The 16182-nt window shown below is 58.2% G+C and carries 16 protein-coding genes; 9 read left to right on the top strand and 7 right to left on the bottom strand.

Translation table 11 applies throughout. From position 1 onward, the window contains the following. Positions 1-64: 64 nt before the first annotated feature. Positions 65-583 carry an SLOG family protein gene (locus tag ACYQ3S_RS02610; protein ID WP_459687193.1) on the bottom strand — a complete coding sequence of 173 codons (519 nt, stop codon included), beginning with the start codon at positions 581-583 and terminating at the stop codon, positions 65-67. A 131-nt stretch (positions 584-714) separates the two neighbouring features. Between ACYQ3S_RS02610 and ACYQ3S_RS02605 the strand changes: the two genes are divergently transcribed. From ACYQ3S_RS02605 to ACYQ3S_RS02595, 3 genes are all read left to right on the top strand, one after another. Next, complete coding sequence (locus ACYQ3S_RS02605; protein ID WP_459687192.1) at positions 715-1566, top strand: YihY/virulence factor BrkB family protein; 852 nt, start codon at positions 715-717, stop codon at positions 1564-1566. Positions 1567-1858: 292 nt separating this feature from the next. Then, entirely contained in the window at positions 1859-3226 is a 1368-nt protein-coding gene (locus tag ACYQ3S_RS02600; RefSeq protein ID WP_459687191.1) for a citrate/2-methylcitrate synthase, read from the top strand. A gap of 56 nt (positions 3227-3282) precedes the next feature. After that, a complete protein-coding gene (locus ACYQ3S_RS02595; RefSeq protein ID WP_459687289.1) occupies positions 3283-4143 on the top strand; it encodes an NAD(P)-dependent oxidoreductase in 861 nt (286 codons plus the stop codon). 88 nt (positions 4144-4231) lie between these two features. On the opposite strand, the gene dnaJ is transcribed toward ACYQ3S_RS02595, so the two are convergent. The 4 genes from dnaJ to hrcA all read right to left on the bottom strand — a co-directional run bounded on the left by dnaJ (position 4232) and on the right by hrcA (position 9174). After that, the gene (dnaJ, locus tag ACYQ3S_RS02590; RefSeq protein ID WP_459687190.1) at positions 4232-5380 is read right to left on the bottom strand and encodes a molecular chaperone DnaJ; all 1149 of its coding nucleotides are present in this window, start codon (positions 5378-5380) and stop codon (positions 4232-4234) included. A gap of 75 nt (positions 5381-5455) precedes the next feature. After that, positions 5456-7303, bottom strand: a complete 1848-nt coding sequence (dnaK, locus tag ACYQ3S_RS02585; RefSeq protein WP_459687189.1) for a molecular chaperone DnaK — start codon at positions 7301-7303, stop codon at positions 5456-5458. A 240-nt stretch (positions 7304-7543) separates the two neighbouring features. Continuing rightward, complete coding sequence (gene grpE / locus ACYQ3S_RS02580; RefSeq protein ID WP_459687188.1) at positions 7544-8089, bottom strand: nucleotide exchange factor GrpE; 546 nt, start codon at positions 8087-8089, stop codon at positions 7544-7546. 38 nt (positions 8090-8127) lie between these two features. Beyond that, a complete protein-coding gene (gene hrcA, locus ACYQ3S_RS02575; protein ID WP_459687187.1) occupies positions 8128-9174 on the bottom strand; it encodes a heat-inducible transcriptional repressor HrcA in 1047 nt (348 codons plus the stop codon). Between the two features lie 279 nt (positions 9175-9453). Here hrcA and lepA point away from each other — a divergent pair, with 279 nt between their 5' ends. From lepA to ACYQ3S_RS02555, 4 genes are all read left to right on the top strand, one after another. Further along, on the top strand, positions 9454-11265 hold the full coding sequence (gene lepA, locus ACYQ3S_RS02570; RefSeq protein WP_459687186.1) for a translation elongation factor 4: 1812 nt from the start codon (positions 9454-9456) through the stop codon (positions 11263-11265). Continuing rightward, the gene (hemW, locus tag ACYQ3S_RS02565) at positions 11262-12440 is read left to right on the top strand and encodes a radical SAM family heme chaperone HemW (RefSeq protein WP_459687185.1); all 1179 of its coding nucleotides are present in this window, start codon (positions 11262-11264) and stop codon (positions 12438-12440) included. The genes lepA and hemW overlap by 4 nt, the downstream gene beginning before the upstream one ends. A 3-nt stretch (positions 12441-12443) precedes the next feature. After that, positions 12444-12713, top strand: coding sequence for an ACT domain-containing protein (locus ACYQ3S_RS02560; RefSeq protein ID WP_459687184.1), 270 nt, complete (start codon positions 12444-12446; stop codon positions 12711-12713). 98 nt (positions 12714-12811) lie between these two features. Continuing rightward, positions 12812-14170, top strand: a complete 1359-nt coding sequence (locus tag ACYQ3S_RS02555) for a DUF711 family protein (protein ID WP_459687288.1) — start codon at positions 12812-12814, stop codon at positions 14168-14170. A gap of 14 nt (positions 14171-14184) precedes the next feature. On the opposite strand, the gene ACYQ3S_RS02550 is transcribed toward ACYQ3S_RS02555, so the two are convergent. Then, positions 14185-14382 (bottom strand): hypothetical protein, encoded by a 198-nt coding sequence (locus ACYQ3S_RS02550; RefSeq protein WP_459687183.1) that lies wholly within the window; start codon positions 14380-14382, stop codon positions 14185-14187. Between the two features lie 200 nt (positions 14383-14582). Here ACYQ3S_RS02550 and ACYQ3S_RS02545 point away from each other — a divergent pair, with 200 nt between their 5' ends. Then, positions 14583-14789 (top strand): helix-turn-helix domain-containing protein, encoded by a 207-nt coding sequence (locus ACYQ3S_RS02545; protein ID WP_459687182.1) that lies wholly within the window; start codon positions 14583-14585, stop codon positions 14787-14789. A gap of 47 nt (positions 14790-14836) precedes the next feature. On the opposite strand, the gene ACYQ3S_RS02540 is transcribed toward ACYQ3S_RS02545, so the two are convergent. Then, positions 14837-15172 carry an arsenate reductase family protein gene (locus tag ACYQ3S_RS02540; RefSeq protein ID WP_459687181.1) on the bottom strand — a complete coding sequence of 112 codons (336 nt, stop codon included), beginning with the start codon at positions 15170-15172 and terminating at the stop codon, positions 14837-14839. 124 nt (positions 15173-15296) lie between these two features. Here ACYQ3S_RS02540 and ACYQ3S_RS02535 point away from each other — a divergent pair, with 124 nt between their 5' ends. Further along, on the top strand, positions 15297-16121 hold the full coding sequence (locus ACYQ3S_RS02535) for a TraX family protein (RefSeq protein ID WP_459687180.1): 825 nt from the start codon (positions 15297-15299) through the stop codon (positions 16119-16121). Positions 16122-16182 lie beyond the last annotated feature (61 nt).

The following is a 16182-nucleotide window of genomic DNA, read 5'->3' as shown; positions in this document are numbered from 1 at the left end:
ATCATTTCCGAGCCTCTTTTTAACGCCCGCGCCGCGGCATAATGGTCCGCGCGGCGTACGCCGGTCAATCCAGCAGGGAGAGCTGTCGCTCCGCGAGGTTGACGATGCGCAGGCCCCGCTGCCGCGCCATGCGCACGGTCTGTGCGGTGCCGCCGGGCTGTCCGTCAAAGAAGCAGATCAGCAGGGAAGCCGCGTCCACCATGAACTGGTTGCGCGCGGCATAGCAGCCGGTATGATACTTCCGTGACAGGGAGTATACCCCGTCCGCTGCGAGCAGACAGTGATTGAACCGGCGCTTCCATTCCGCCGCATAGCGGGACGCCTGCCCGTCAAACGGGACCGCGCATAAAAGCTGCACCGGAAGCTGCGCGCGCGCCCGCAGCACGGCTTCCGCGGCCCAGAGGTCAAAACCGGTGGACATGCCGGACAGAAAGCGGGTATAGCCCTGTCCGGCGGCATGGCGGATTGCCCGGTCAAGCGCCTCGCGCAAGGCGCCGGCGGCCGGGGAATCGTCCGTCCGAAACGGCATTTTTTCGATCCGATATCCGGAAAAACAACAGGTTTCCCCGCGCAGGCTATCCATGGACATCCCCTCCAATAAGAACAAATGTTCTGTTTATGGACAGTATACACCGGATGCTGCCAAAACGCAAGTTGAAAATCAGAAAAAAGCTGGTACAATAGAAGTACCTTAGAGGAAAGGGGGATGGGTTCGTGAATGGGCAAAACCGGCTGGCATACCTGATAAAACGGATGGTTTACCGTTTTTTCTCGGACGGTATCCCGCAGGCGGCGGCGGAGCTGTCGTATTTCCTGTTGTTTTCCATGTTCCCGCTGCTGATGTTTGTCAACTCGGTTCTGGCACAGCTCGATATTTCGATCGAGAGCATACAGCCCGTGCTGGAGCTGCTGCCCAAGAGCCTGCAGCAGTTGATCACCTCCTATCTGGCGCAGCTTTCCAACTCTCCCTCGTTCAGTCCCATGCTGATCGGCATTGTGCTGACCTTGTATTTCTTGTCCCGCGCGGTCCGCTCCATGATGCGCACAGTCAATGACATCTACCATGTCGAGGTGCAGCGCGGCGTCCTGCGCGATGTGTTGATCTCGTTCGGCATTACGGCGGGCTTTCTGGTATCGGTCGTTTGCAGTTTTATTCTGGCGGTTGCGGGACGGACGATCATCCGCATCCTGCCGCGGCTGGAGCCGGTGCCGCCAGCGGCGCTGGATTTGACGCATGACGCAAGCTTTTGGGTGATGATCGCGTTTATTTTTGTGTTCCTGATGCTGTTCAACCGCGTGGTCCCCAACCTGCATCTGAAATTTCGGGAGGTATGGCCGGGGGCGCTGTTTTCCTTGGTCGCCTGGCTGCTGGTATCGTGGGCGTTTTCGTTTTATGTGGATAACATGGCCAATTATTCCGTGCTGTACGGCTCGCTCGGCGCAATCATCGTATTGATGCTTTGGTTGTATATTGTCAGTATGATCCTGCTGATGGGGCCGCAGCTCAACCACACGTTAGTCATTATGCGGCTGTACCGCATGGAGACCGAAAAGCATTTTCAATAAAAGGAGGACTGTGCGGTCCTCTTTTTTATTGATGAAAATAATATATAATTGACGTGCTGTTCACGGTGCCGCTGACCACAGTATTGGTACTGCTGCTTACTACGCTTCGTTCCGATATGCAAAGCGGCGTCGCGCCGGAATGGAAGAGGAGTGAGCGGTGCTTTATGATGCTGCTATAGTAAAAATTCACAGAATTTTCACACTCTGTTACCGAAATGTCGTTGCAGGCTTGCGATTTTCCAGATACAATATATACATCGGGTAGTATGTATTGGAAAAGGGAGGACACAAGATGACGGCAGACCACAACATTTTAGAGGTGACGCCGCGCGTGGAGGCGCTGGCGGAGATATGCCGGACAAACAGCCGGATCGATCCCGCGCTGTACAAGCAATATGATGTCAAGCGCGGCCTGCGCGACTTGAGCGGGAAGGGCGTACTGGCAGGGCTGACCAATATTTCGGACATCATATCGCAGAAAGAAGTCAATGGTGAAATGGTACCCTGCGAAGGGGAACTGTACTATCGGGGCATCAACATAAACGATCTGGTGCAGGGCTTCATGAAGGAAGGGCGCAAGGGATATGAGGAGGTCGCCTATCTGCTGCTGTTCGGCAAGCTGCCGGACGCGGGTCAGCTTGCCGACTTCAAGGGCCTGCTTGCCCAAGGACGTACGCTGCCGACCAATTTCACACGCGATGTCATCATGAAAGCGCCGCCGCATGATATGATGAACAGCCTGTCGCGCAGTGTGCTGACGTTGGCTTCCTACGACAATTATGCGGACGATATCAGCCTGCCGAACGTGCTGCGCCAATGCCTGATGCTGATTTCCGTGTTCCCGATGCTCGCGGTATATTCCTATCACGCCTATAATCACTATGAGTGCGGCGGCAGTATGTACATCCATTACCCCTCGGACAGCCTTTCCACGGCTTCCAATTTCCTGCGCATGCTGCGTCCGGACATGCAGTACACGCCGCTGGAAGCGAGTGTGCTGGATCTGGCGCTTGTGCTGCATATGGAGCACGGCGGCGGCAACAATTCGTCCTTTACCACGCATGTGGTCACCTCCTCGGGAACGGATACCTATTCGGCGATCGCGGCGGCGCTCGGCTCGCTGAAAGGGCCTAAGCACGGCGGCGCCAATTATAAGGTCGTGCAGATGTTCGAGGACCTCAAGCGCAGCGTTTCCGATGTCCATGACGACGAGCAGGTGGCCGATTATCTGGACAAGCTGCTGCGGCGCGAAGTGTTTGACCGCAAGGGGCTGATTTATGGCATGGGCCATGCCGTGTATTCGATCTCGGACCCGCGTGCGCAGGTGTTCAAGTCGTTCGTCGGGCAGCTGGCCAAGGAAAAGGGCAGGGATGAGGATTTCGCCCTCTATTCCACGGTTGCGCGGCTGGCGCCCAAGGTTATTGCAAAGGAACGGCAGATTTACAAAGGCGTTTCCGCCAATGTGGATTTTTATTCCGGCTTTGTGTATTCCATGCTGGGGCTTCCGCCCGAGCTTTACACGCCTGTATTTGCCATGGCGCGTATCGTCGGCTGGAGCGCGCACCGGCTGGAGGAGCTGATTAATACGGACAAGATCATCCGGCCCGCCTACCGCTGTGTACAGCCGGAAATCGGATATACCCCCCTTGGGGAACGGTAAAAAAAGCGCGGATTTCGGTCCGCGCTTTAGACGCATATACGCAAGGAGGAAAAATGATGAAAACAGTTGGGTTTATTGGCGTGGGCGTGATGGGGCGCTCCATGGTGCGCAACCTGCTGGGTGCGGGTTATGAGGTCGCGGTTTATTCGCGCACCAAGGCAAAGCTTACGGATTTCCTTGCCGAAAATGAAGTGCGCTGGTGCGACAGCGTTGCAGAATGCGCGAAAGGGCGCGATGCGGTTATTACGATGGTAGGCTACCCGAAGGATGTGGAGCAGGTCTATTTCGGCGGAGAGGGCATTCTGGCGGCGGCGAAGGCCGGCGCCTATCTGATCGATATGACCACGACCGACCCGAAGCTTGCGGTCCGGATTTCCCAGGAGGGGAAGCAGCGCGGGCTGCGCGTGCTGGATGCGCCGGTTTCCGGCGGCGACACGGGGGCGAAAAACGGCACGCTTTCCATCATGGTCGGCGGGGCGGAAGCGGATTACAGGGCGTGCCTGCCGCTGTTTGAAGCGATGGGAAAGCAGATCGTTTATGAAGGTCCGGCTGGCGCGGGACAGCATACCAAGATGGCCAACCAGATTGCGATTGCGGGGACGATCGCCGGCGTGTGCGAAGCGCTCGCCTATGCCGAACGCGCGGGGCTGGAGCCGGATAAGCTGCTCGCCAGCATTTCCAAGGGGGCGGCCGGCTCGTGGCAGATGGAGAACCTGATGCCCAAGATGGTAAAAGAGGATTATGCGCCGGGGTTTTTCCTCAAGCATTTTATCAAGGACATGAAGATCGCCCAATCGCAGGGCGGACCCGTGCTGCCGGTGCTGGAGCGCGTCTGCGCCATGTACGGCGATCTGGAAGCGGAAGGCATGGGCGACCTCGGCACACAGGCCTTGATCCGGCATTACCGCGAAAACTGAAAAAAAGAGGGCCGCAGGAGCGGCCCTCTTTTCCGTTTCCCGCGCGGGGCGGAAACCTGATCCGACCGGAACAGCCTGCGCCGGTCGGTTATTTTTCGCTGAACGCGTCCTTTACCTTATCCCAGAAGCCCTTGCGCTTGCTCTGGTTTTCATCGGTTGCGGATTCTTCAAATTCGCGCAGCAGCTTTTTCTGCTTTTCGGACAGGTTTTTCGGCACCTCGATATTCACGCGGACATACTGATCGCCGCGGCCGCGGCCGCTGACGTTCTGGATGCCCTTGCCTTTCATGCGGAACACGGTGCCGGTCTGCGTCCCTTCCGGCACCTTATATTCCACGCGCCCGTCGATCGTCGGCACCTGAAGCGTGTCGCCCAACGCCGCCTGCGCGAACGAAATCGGGATCTCGACGTACACATCCTGCCCCTCTCGGGTGAAGATGGGATGCGGCCGGATGGACACGGTCACAAACAGGTCGCCCGCCGGTCCGCCGTTCACGCCCGCGTTGCCCTGCCCGCGCTGCTGGATGGACTGTCCCTCGTCGATGCCGGCAGGGATGTTTACCTTGAACTTGCGCGTTTTGCGCACGCGTCCCGCGCCGCCGCACTTGGCGCAGGGCTTTTTGATGATCTTGCCGGTGCCGCGGCAGTTGGGACACGCGGTTTGCGTCTGGAACACACCGAGCGGGGTGCGCTGGGTCTGGGTCACGGAGCCGGTGCCGCGGCAGTTCGGACAGGTTTCGGCGCTGGTACCCTTGGCAGCGCCCGTGCCGCCGCATTCGTCACAGGACTCGATGCGGTTCACCGAGATCTCCTTCTCGCAGCCGAACGCCGCCTCCTCAAACGAGAGGATGACCGTCTGCCGGATGGATTCGCCGCGCTGCGGCGCATTGCGGCGCTGCGAGCGCCCGCCGCCAAAGCCGCCGCCGAAGAACGAGCCGAACAGGTCGCCGAGGTCGCCCATATCGAACCCGCCGAAGCCGCCTGCCCCCGCGCCGCCGCCGTAGCTCGGGTCCACGCCCGCGAAGCCGAACTGGTCGTACTTGGCGCGTTTATCCGCGTCGGAAAGGACCTCATAGGCCTCGTTGACCTCTTTGAATTTGTCGGCCGCATCGGGATTGTCTTTGTTCAGGTCAGGGTGGTACTTGCGGGCCAGGCGGCGGTAAGCCTTTTTCAGCTCGTCCTCACTCGCGCCTTTCTGCACGCCCAGTACCTCGTAATAATCTCTTTTGTCAGCCATTATGATCCCTCAAATAACGGAAAATGACATGCCGCAGGGCGGAACGGAGACCGTCCCGCCCCACGCGGCATGGAATTACTTGTTCTTATCGTCGTCGTCCTTGACCTCGGTGAAGTCCGCGTCAACGAAATCGCCCTGCGGGCCGGACTGTGCGCCCGGCTGGCCGCCCATGTTCGGGTCACCCTGCGGCGCCTGCTGCTGGTAGATCTTACCCGCCAGATCGCTGAACTTCTTGGACAGGCCATCGGTCGCCATCTTAATCATCTCGGTGTCGGTACCCTTGAGCGCTTCCTTGACCTTGTCGATCTCGGCCTGTACGCCGGCCTTTTCATCGGCGGACAGCTTATCGCCCAGGTCGGTCAGCGCCTTTTCGGACTGGAAGACAAGCTGCTCGGCGTTGTTGCGCACCTCGACCGCTTCCTTGTTCTTCTTATCCTGCTCCGCGTACTGCTCGGCCTCGTGCATGGCCTTGTCGATCTCGTCCTGCGAGAGATTGGTGGACGCGGTAATGGTGATCTTCTGCTCCTTGCCCGTACCCAAGTCCTTGGCGGATACGTTTACGATGCCGTTCGCGTCGATATCAAAGGTAACCTCGATCTGCGGTACGCCGCGCGGCGCCGGGGCGATGCCGTCCAGCGTGAAGCGGCCGAGCGTCTTGTTGCCCGCGGCCATCTCGCGCTCGCCCTGCAGGACGTGGATTTCAACCGACGGCTGGTTGTCGGCTGCGGTGGAGAAGATCTGGCTCTTCTTGGTGGGAATGGTGGTGTTGCGGTCGATCAGCTTGGTGCATACGCCGCCCAGCGTCTCAATGCCGAGGGACAGCGGGGTGACGTCGAGCAGCAGCACATCCTTGACCTCGCCGCCGAGTACGCCGCCCTGGATGGACGCGCCGATCGCGACGCATTCGTCCGGATTGATGCCCTTGAAGCCGTCCTTGCCGGTGATGCCCTTAACAGCCTCCTGCACGGCGGGAATGCGGGTCGAGCCGCCCACCAGCAATACCTTGGACAGGTCGGAGGCGGACAGGCCGGCGTCGCTCATCGCCTGACGCACCGGACCCATGGTGCGCTCGACCAGGTCGGCGGTCAGCTCGTTGAACTTCGCGCGGGTCAGCGTCAGCTCGAGGTGCTTCGGGCCGGTCGCGTCCGCGGTGATATACGGCTGGTTGATCGAGGTCTGCGCCATGCCGGACAGCTCGACCTTGGCCTTTTCCGCCGCTTCCTTCAGACGCTGCATGGCCATCTTGTCAGCGGACAGGTCGATACCGTTGGATTTCTTAAACTCCGCGACCATCCAGTCGATGATGCGCTGGTCAAAGTCGTCGCCGCCGAGGTGGGTGTCGCCCGCAGTGGACAGCACTTCGAGCACACCCTCGCCAATGTCGAGGATGGAAACGTCGAACGTGCCGCCGCCGAGGTCGTAGACCATGATCTTCTGCTCGGCTTCCTTATCCACGCCGTAAGCCAGCGCAGCCGCGGTCGGCTCGTTGATGATGCGCAGCACCTCGAGGCCCGCGATCTTGCCCGCGTCCTTGGTCGCCTGGCGCTGGGAGTCGGAGAAGTACGCCGGCACCGTGATGACCGCCTGGGTCACCGGCTGGCCGAGGTAGGCTTCCGCGTCCGCCTTGAGCTTTTGCAGGATCATCGCGGAGATCTCCTGCGGGGAATAGGGCTTGCCGTCAATGTTTACGCGGTAGTCCGAGCCCATGTGGCGCTTGATGGAAATAATCGTGCGGTCCGCGTTGGTCACGGCCTGGCGCTTGGCCACCTGGCCCACCATGCGCTCGCCGTCCTTGGAGAACGCGACCACCGACGGAGTCGTGCGCGCGCCTTCCGCGTTGGGGATGACGACAGCCTCGCCGCCTTCCATAACGGATACGCAGGAATTTGTTGTACCAAGGTCGATACCAATGATTTTGCCCATGTTGATAGCACTCCTTTATATGATTCAGATGCTTTATTACAAGTATTGTCGCGCCCTCCGGCGCGCATTTATCAGGAAATTCCTTGGAAAAGAAATTTCCATAAAATCCGAGAGCATGTATCTCGGATTTTATTCCTCGACTCAGCCGCCTTGGGCGGCGGCATTCGGGTATCGAAAGCAAGTTTCAAAGGAACTTGCTTTCGTATATAGGGGACTTTTGAAGTCCCCTATACGGGGGTTTTAGTTTGCGACCTTCACCATCGCGTGCCGGATCACTTTGTCGCCGATTTGGAAGCCCTGCTGGAATACCTCGGCAATCACGCTTTCGCCCAGCGCTTCATCTTCGACATGCATCACGGCGTTGTGGAAATTCGGGTCGAACGTGGTGCCGGCCGAAGCCTCGATCACGGTGACGTTCAGGCCTTTCAGGCTGTCGGTCAATTGGGTCATGGTCAGCTCCACGCCCTTTTTGTATTCCGCATCCGCGGTTTCGGCCTTGAGCGCACGCTCAAGGTTGTCATAGGTGGGGAGCAGCGCGGTCACTGCGCGGCTGACCGCGTCCGTATACGCCTGCTCGCGCTCGCGCTGGCTGCGCTTGCGGAAGTTGTCGTACTCCGCCGCCATGCGGAGATAGCGGTCGTTCAGCTCCTCGTATTTTGCCTTCCAGTCGTCGGCGGGCGCGGCCTGTTCCTCCTGCGCGCCGGCCTTTGCCGTTTCCTCCTCGGACGGGGTTTCCGGCGCCTTCTGCTCGGCCTCGGCCGGATCGGACTGCTTTTTCTTGCTCATATTGTTTTCATGCCTCCATTTGCTGAAAATCCCGCTGTTCAGGGATTTCCGTCTTTCTCGTCTAAAAAGGTCTCGGCAATCAGCTGATTGAGCCCCTTGGCGAAGCGGCTGAGCTGAGCGGACAGCTTGGCGTAATCCATGCGGGTCGGACCCACGATGCCGATCGCGCCCTGACCGATTTTGCCGATATCGTATTTTGCATAAATCGCGGATGTATCGCTGAGCGGGTTCTCCCCGTTTTCCGGCCCGATGAAGAACTGGATTCCGTCGATCTTACGGGTCGCGGGCAGCAGGTGCCGGCTGTCATCCTCCATATAGTCAAGCAGCGCCTGCGCCTTGTGCAGGTCCTTGTATTCCGGAAAGCGCAGCAGCTTGTTGGTCCCGTCCAGAAAGACCTTCTGATCTCCCAGCTCTTCGATCAGCTCGGCGACATATTCAGCCACGGGGGCCAAAAGGGCGGTCAATCCCGCGGCCCTGCGCACAATATCAAAACGCTCGGCCGTGATGTGGCTGAGCGGCAGGCCGGTCAGCGTCTGGTTGAGGACATAGGTGAGAAGCTCGGCCTCGTCCTTGGTGACGTCGGTCATGGTCCGCACCATTTTATTTTTGACCGAGCCGGAGTCGGTTACAACCACGATGACAAAATTCATTTTGTCAATGGCGATGATCTCAAACTGGCGGATGGATGCCTGGGTCATGGCGGGAGTGATCGCGACGGAAGCGTAATTGGTCAGGCTGGAAATCAGCTTGCCCGCCTCGCGTATCAAATGGTCGAGCTCGCGCACCTTGGTCTGCAGGATGCTCTGCAGCGGCGCGGCGTCGTCCGGCGTTTCAGCCGGCTGCTCCATCAGCTCGTCGACATACAGCCGGTAGCCCTGCGGCGAGGGGATGCGGCCGGCGGAGGTGTGCGGCTTTTCCAGAAAACCCATTTCTTCCAGCTCGCTCATCTCGTTGCGGATGGTGGCGGAGGAAAACGGAAGCGCATGCCCCTCGGTCAGCGCCTTGGAGCCGACTGGCTCGGCTGTGCGGATATAATCGCCGATGATGGCCTTGAGGATCTGCTTTTTTCGTTCCGAAAGCTCCACCTGAGCGGACTCCTTTCCTGTGTGAAAATGGGTTAGCACTCCGCCTCTCTGAGTGCTAAAACTAATTTACCACCGCGTAGCGGCAAAGTCAAGTCTCGTTTATGAATATTTTGTTAAATGATAGGAAACGGGCTGTCACAGCCGGATGGGGACTGCTAATGTGCTGGAAAGAGCGGAGGAGCGTGCGGCCCGCTTGTGCAAAAGTATGCTTGTGGGGCGGCGTAAAACGTGGTATAATATTTCCATATTGCTATTAAGGAAAGGTAAGGAGCTTTCGGTGTGAAAAATCGCGGGCAAATACGGAATTTTTCCATCATCGCGCATATTGACCACGGCAAGTCGACGCTGGCGGACCGCCTGCTCGAACAGTGCAAGGCCGTGTCCCAGCGCGAGATGGAGGAACAGCTGCTTGACAATATGGATCTGGAGCGTGAGCGCGGCATCACGATCAAGGCGCGCGCGGTGCGCATGGAATACGAGGCCGACGACGGCCAGACCTATGAGATGAACCTGATCGACACCCCCGGGCATGTGGACTTCAATTATGAGGTTTCGCGTTCGCTCGCTGCGTGCGAGGGCGCGCTGCTGGTGGTGGACGCGGCACAGGGGATTGAGGCGCAGACACTGGGCAACACCTACCTCGCCATTGACGCGGGGCTGGAGGTTGTGCCGGTCATCAACAAGATCGACCTGCCCGCGGCGGACGCGCCGCGCGTCAAGCAGGAGATCGAGGACATCATCGGTATCCCAGCCGAGGACAGTCCGGAGATCTCGGCCAAAATGAATATCAATATCCACGCGGTGCTCGAACGCATCGTGTCCGACATCTCCGCCCCGCAGGGCGACGCGGACGCGCCGCTGCGCGCGCTTATCTTTGACAGCCAGTACGACCCTTATAAGGGCGTTATCGTTTATATGCGGCTGATGGACGGCAGCATCCGCCCAGGCATGAAGGTGAAAATGATGGCCACGGGCGCGGAGTTCCAGGTGCTCGAATGCGGCTACATGCTGCCGCTCGGCCTGTCGCCCCAGCAGGAGCTGTGCGCGGGCGAGGTCGGCTATTTTACCGCGTCCATCAAGACCGTGTCCGACACCCGTGTGGGCGACACGGTCACCGAGGCGGGACGGCCGACCGCGGAGCCGCTGCCCGGCTACCGTCCGGCGCAGCCCATGGTGTTCTGCGGCATCTATACCGAGGACGGCTCCAAATACCCCGACCTGCGCGACGCGCTGGAAAAGCTTCAGCTCAACGACGCGGCGCTGTCGTTCGAGCCGGAAAGCTCGGTCGCGCTGGGCTTCGGCTTCCGCTGCGGCTTCCTCGGCATGCTGCACATGGAGGTCATCCAGGAGCGGCTCGAACGCGAGTTCGACCTCGACCTGGTCACCACGCTGCCCTCGGTCGTGTATGAGATCGTGCGGACCGACGGCGCGGTTGTCCATTGCGACAACCCGCACGACTATCCCGATCCCGGCCTGATCGACGAGGCGCGCGAGCCGTTCGTCAAGGCCACCATTATGACCCCGCAGGAATTTGTCGGCAATATCATGCCCATGTGCCAGGAGCGCCGCGGCGTGTTCAAGGATATGCAGTATCTTGACTCCAACCTGGTCGAGCTGCACTACGAAATGCCGATCAATGAAATCATCTACGACTTTTTCGACGCGCTCAAGGCGCGCACCAAGGGTTATGCCTCGCTTGACTATGAGCTGCTCGACTACCGGCCGAGCGATCTGGTCAAGGTGGACATGCTGCTCAACGGCGACCAGGTGGACGCGCTTTCCTTTATTGTCCACCGCGAGAAGGCCTACGTCCGCGCGCGCCGCATCTGTGAAAAGCTCAAGGAAAATATCCCGCGCCAGCTGTTCGAGGTACCCATCCAGGCCGCGATCGGCGGCAAGGTGATCGCGCGCGAAACGGTCAAGGCGATGCGTAAGGACGTGCTCGCCAAGTGCTACGGCGGCGATATCACCCGCAAGAAGAAGCTGCTGGAAAAGCAGAAGGAAGGCAAAAAGAAGATGCGCTCGCTCGGTACGGTGCAGATCCCGACCGAGGCGTTCATGGCGGTGCTCAAGCTGGACGAGGAATCATGAGTAAATTTAGTTATCGAAACAAGCCGCTCGGCCTGTACCTGCATATCCCGTTCTGTGTGCAGAAATGCGGCTACTGTGATTTTTACTCCGTGCCGGACAAGGAACTGATGAAAGACTACGTTTCGGCGCTGCTGACCCATATCCGCTCCTACGGCGCACTGTGCGGCGGCTACACGGTGGATACGGTCTATATCGGCGGCGGTACGCCGACCTGCCTGGGGCCGAAATACCTCGGCCGCATCCTGCAGGAGGTGCGGAACAAGTTCCCCCTTGCGGAGGACGCGGAGATCACGGTCGAGTGCAATCCGGAAAGCACGGATAAAAAAGTGCTGGAAATGATGAAAAAGCAGGGCGTGAACCGGCTGTCGTTCGGTGTGCAGTCCGCGCATGACGACGAGCTGAAGGCCATCGGCCGCATCCATACGTTCCAGCAGGCGAAGGACGCGGTTGACCTGGCGCGGGAGAAAGGCTTTTCCAACATCAGCTTGGATCTGATGTACGGTCTGCCCGGGCAGACGCAGGAGCAGTTTCTCGACTCGGTGGAGCAGTGCCTTGCGCTCGGTCCGAAGCATCTGTCCTGCTACGGGCTGAAGCTCGAACCGGCCACGCCGATGGGCCGCGAAAACCCGACCCTGCCCGACGACGACGCGCAGGCGGACACCTATCTCGCCATGTGCGAGCTGCTCCGCAAAAACGGCTTTGAGCATTATGAAATATCCAACTTCGCCCGTTCGGGCTTCCGGTCGCGCCACAACCAGAAATACTGGGACCTGTCCGAGTATCTGGGGCTGGGGCCGGGCGCGCATTCGTTCATGAATGGGCGCCGGTTCGAGTTCGCGCGCGACATCAAGGCCTACATAAGCGGCGAGGATATCCTGCGGGACGAGGACGAGGTGCCGACGTTCCAGCGGCAGGGCGAATACCTGATGGTACGCCTGCGTACCTCGGACGGGGTGGACTTCCTCGATTTGGAGAAACGGTATAACATCGACTCCACGCCCTATGAGGAAGCGTTCCGCGGTCTGATGGGAAACGAGCTGGTCGCCCACCAGGGGACGCGCTGGTACCTGACCGAAAAGGGGTTCCTGGTATCCAACAGCATCATCAACACCATTGTCGAGGCTGGCCAGCCGGACATGGGGGAACAACAATCAATTCAATTTTTGGAGGAATAAAACATGCGCGCAGTTATCACGGTGGTCGGCAAGGACCGCACGGGCATTATCGCTAAGATATCCGACACGCTGTACAAGCATCAGGTGAATATTGTCGATATTTCGCAGAATGTTATGGAGGACATGTTCGCCATGGTCATGCTGGTGAATATCGATCAGTGTACGGTGGATTTCACCGCGCTGGCCGACCTGCTCGATCAGGACGGGGAAACGCTCGGCATGAAGATCCATACCATGCATGAGGATATCTTCGACGCGATGCACAAAATATAAAAACGCCATTTTCCGCCAAACGGCGCTGCGCGCGGGAAGAGTGCGTGCGGAAGAAAAATATCCTGCTATGGGTGAATACGGGGACTATTATTATGTCAATGATTAACACAAAAGATATACTGGAAACCATCAAGATGATAGAGGAGGAGCACCTCGACATCCGCACGATCACGATGGGCATTTCGCTGCGCGACCTGGCCAGCAGCGACATCAACGTGCTGGCCGACAAGGTGTACGACAAGATCACCCGCCGCGCGGAAAAGCTGGTCGCGACCGGCGAGCAGATCGAGCGCGAGCTGGGTATCCCGATCATCAACAAGCGCATTTCGGTCACCCCGATCGCGATGATCGGCGCGGTGACGGATGCGGACAGCTATGTGCCGCTGGCCAAGGCGCTCGACCGCGCCGCGTCGGCCACCGGCGTTAACTTTGTCGGCGGCTTTTCCGCGCTGGTGCAGAAAGGTTTTGCCAAGGGCGACGAAATCCTTATCAACTCCATACCCGAGGCGCTGGCTGAGACCAATCTGGTCTGCTCGTCGGTCAACGTGGCCTCGACCAAGGCGGGCGTCAATCTGGACGCCATCGCGCTGATGGGGCGCATCATCAAGCAGACCGCCGAGCTGACAAAGGACAACGAATCCATGGGCTGCTCCAAGCTGGTCGTATTCGCCAACGCGGTGGACGACAACCCGTTCATGGCGGGCGCGTTCCACGGCATCGGCGAGCCGGAAACCGTTATCAATGTCGGCGTATCCGGCCCGGGCGTGGTGCAGTCGGCCATCCGGCGCGCGGGCGACTGCCCGATTAACGAGGTGGCCGAGGTCATTAAAAAGACCGCGTTCAAGATCACCCGCATGGGCCAGCTGGTCGGCGCGATCGCCAGCCAGCGTTTAGGCGTACCGTTCGGCATTGTGGACCTGTCGCTCGCGCCGACGCCGGCAATCGGCGACTCGGTCGCGCGCATCCTCGAAGAGGTCGGCCTGGAGGTCTGCGGCTGCTGCGGCACGACCGCTATCCTGGCGATGCTCAACGACGCGGTCAAAAAGGGCGGCGTGATGGCGTCGTCCAGCGTCGGCGGGCTGTCGGGCGCGTTTATTCCGGTGTCCGAGGACGAGGGCATGATCGCCGCCGCACAGGCGGGCGCGCTCACGCTGGAGAAGCTCGAAGCCATGACCGCGGTTTGCTCGGTCGGCATCGACATGGTCGCCGTACCCGGCGACACGACCGCCGAGGTCATTTCCGGCCTGATCGCGGATGAAATCGCCATCGGCGTTGTCAACTCCAAGACGACCGCCGTGCGCGTCATTCCGGCCATTGGCAAAAAGGTGGGGGATATGGTGGAGTTCGGCGGCCTGCTGGGCAGCGCGCCCATCATGCCGATCGCCACCGGCTCACCCGCGAAATTCATCCATCGCGGCGGCCGCATTCCGGCGCCCATCCAGAGTTTGAAAAACTAAAACGAAACGCCGCATCAGGCCGATGCGGCGTTTTCCTTTGCGCGTTCGAGCAGAAAACGGCCCGCGGCGCTTAGATCCGCGCTGTGCTGCTTTAAGAAGCAGCCGGTGCGGGATACCGCCGCGAGAAACGTGCGGTTGTCCGCCGCGGGATCGGCCGGATAATGCACGAGCAGGTCACAGAGGAATAAATCGATTAGCAGATCATCGGTCAACTAATGCAGTTCTTCTTCCAGCTCTGCGATAGTTGGTTTGTGGAACATAAAAAACACCCCTTTGAATATCTTTTGGAGCTATTATATAACGTATAAAATAACTTGTCAAGTTATAATAAAACTATAAAAGATATATATGTGCGTAATAATTGAAAAAAGTAACTTTTAATGCTAAGATTTAGTTATAAAGAGGTGATTTTATGCCGATTAAGATAAAGGTTTCCAACCTTTTAGGGGAACACAAAATGTCCATGAAGCAACTCTCTGAGATGACAGGTATCCGCCCTAATACGATTTCCAACTTGTACTATGAGGATATAAAGCGGATTGAAATTGCACAGATTGAAGCATTGTGCAAAGCATTTCATTGCAGGGTGGAAGATATTTTTGAATATGTTGATGATTAAAAAAGACCTGTTCCGGCCGGAACAGGTCTTTTTATAATAGCTTTCTCTCATTCCCACGATGCCCAGACCTCGGGCTGGTATCCCACCGTCGCCTGCCGCCCGTTGCGCACGACCGGCGTTTTCATCAGCGTCCCGTCTTCGAGCAGCTTTTCTTTTTTGTCCTCGTCATACGCGAGATAGGCAAGGGCGGCATAGCCCCTGCTTTTTTCGTCGAGCAGCGCATCCAGCCCGCCGACCGCTTTCAAAACGCTATCCAGCTCGCCGCGGGACATGCCTTTCTGCGCCAGGTCGATCATCTGGAATTTGATGCCGCGCTCCTTGAACCACCGCTGGGCCTTTTTAGTATCAAAGCATTTGTTCTTGCCGAAAATCTGAATGTTCATTTCGCCGCTCTCCTTTTTGTCTGCTATTATAACAAAATCAGCCGAATAAAACAAGGGTTGACAAAGTGATTGCATTATTGTATTATTTATACAGAACAATAATGCAAATAGAAAGGGAATCAACATGGAACAATCCGTATCACTGGAGCGGCGGCGGGGGTTGGACGGCTTCCAGCTCAAGTTCATGGCGCTTGTCATTATGACGATCGACCATATCCACTATTTCGGCTCGGCCTTAACCGATATGCCGCTGATTTTGACGCTGATCGGCCGTATTGCCGCGCCGGTTTTTGTGTTTTTCGTGGCCGAGGGCTTCGCCCATACGCACAGCCGACGGAAGTACCTGCTGCGTTTGTACATAGGCGGCGTGCTGATGTATATGATAAATACCATAGTGAATATCTATTTCCCGCTGCCGGGCGGAATGATCGTGATGAACGGCATTTTTACAACTATGGCGGTCATCGTCATTTACCTTTGGTGGATCGAGAACACGCGCAAGGCCCTGCGCGGACGCAGGTACGGCCGCGCGGCGCTGTACATACTGGCGATGGCAGCGCTGCTGCTTTCCATTGTGCCGGTGCAGATGCTTTTGCCGGTGTCGCCGCTGGCGGTGCAGCTGGCAACCATTTTCATACCCAGTCCGATCTGGTGCGAGGGCAGCATACTGGTTGTGCTGATCGGCATAGGCTTTTATTATTGCCGGAATAACAAACGGGCGCTTGCGATTTTCTATACGGCGTTTCTGGGGGTCGCGCTCGTCCTGCAATGTCTGGCTGCTTTTGACTGGGAGGTCGTTGCTTCGGTTTTCTTCATGTGGCTGGCGCTGCCATTCCTCCTGCAGTATAACGGAAAGCGGGGGCGGGGCATGAAGTACCTTTTCTACCTCTATTATCCGGCACATGTATACATTTTTGCAATAGCGGTCTCGTTGCTGGGGCGGCCGTAGCAAGGGGAGCGGGATGCGGAAGCATCCCGCTTTTTTGTGGGGCGTCCGCTTGCAAAAAGGA

This window comes from Agathobaculum sp. TL06, from assembly GCF_054658635.1.
Note: the sequence above shows the minus strand (reverse complement) of the source record. Positions and strands in the feature narration are given on the sequence as shown.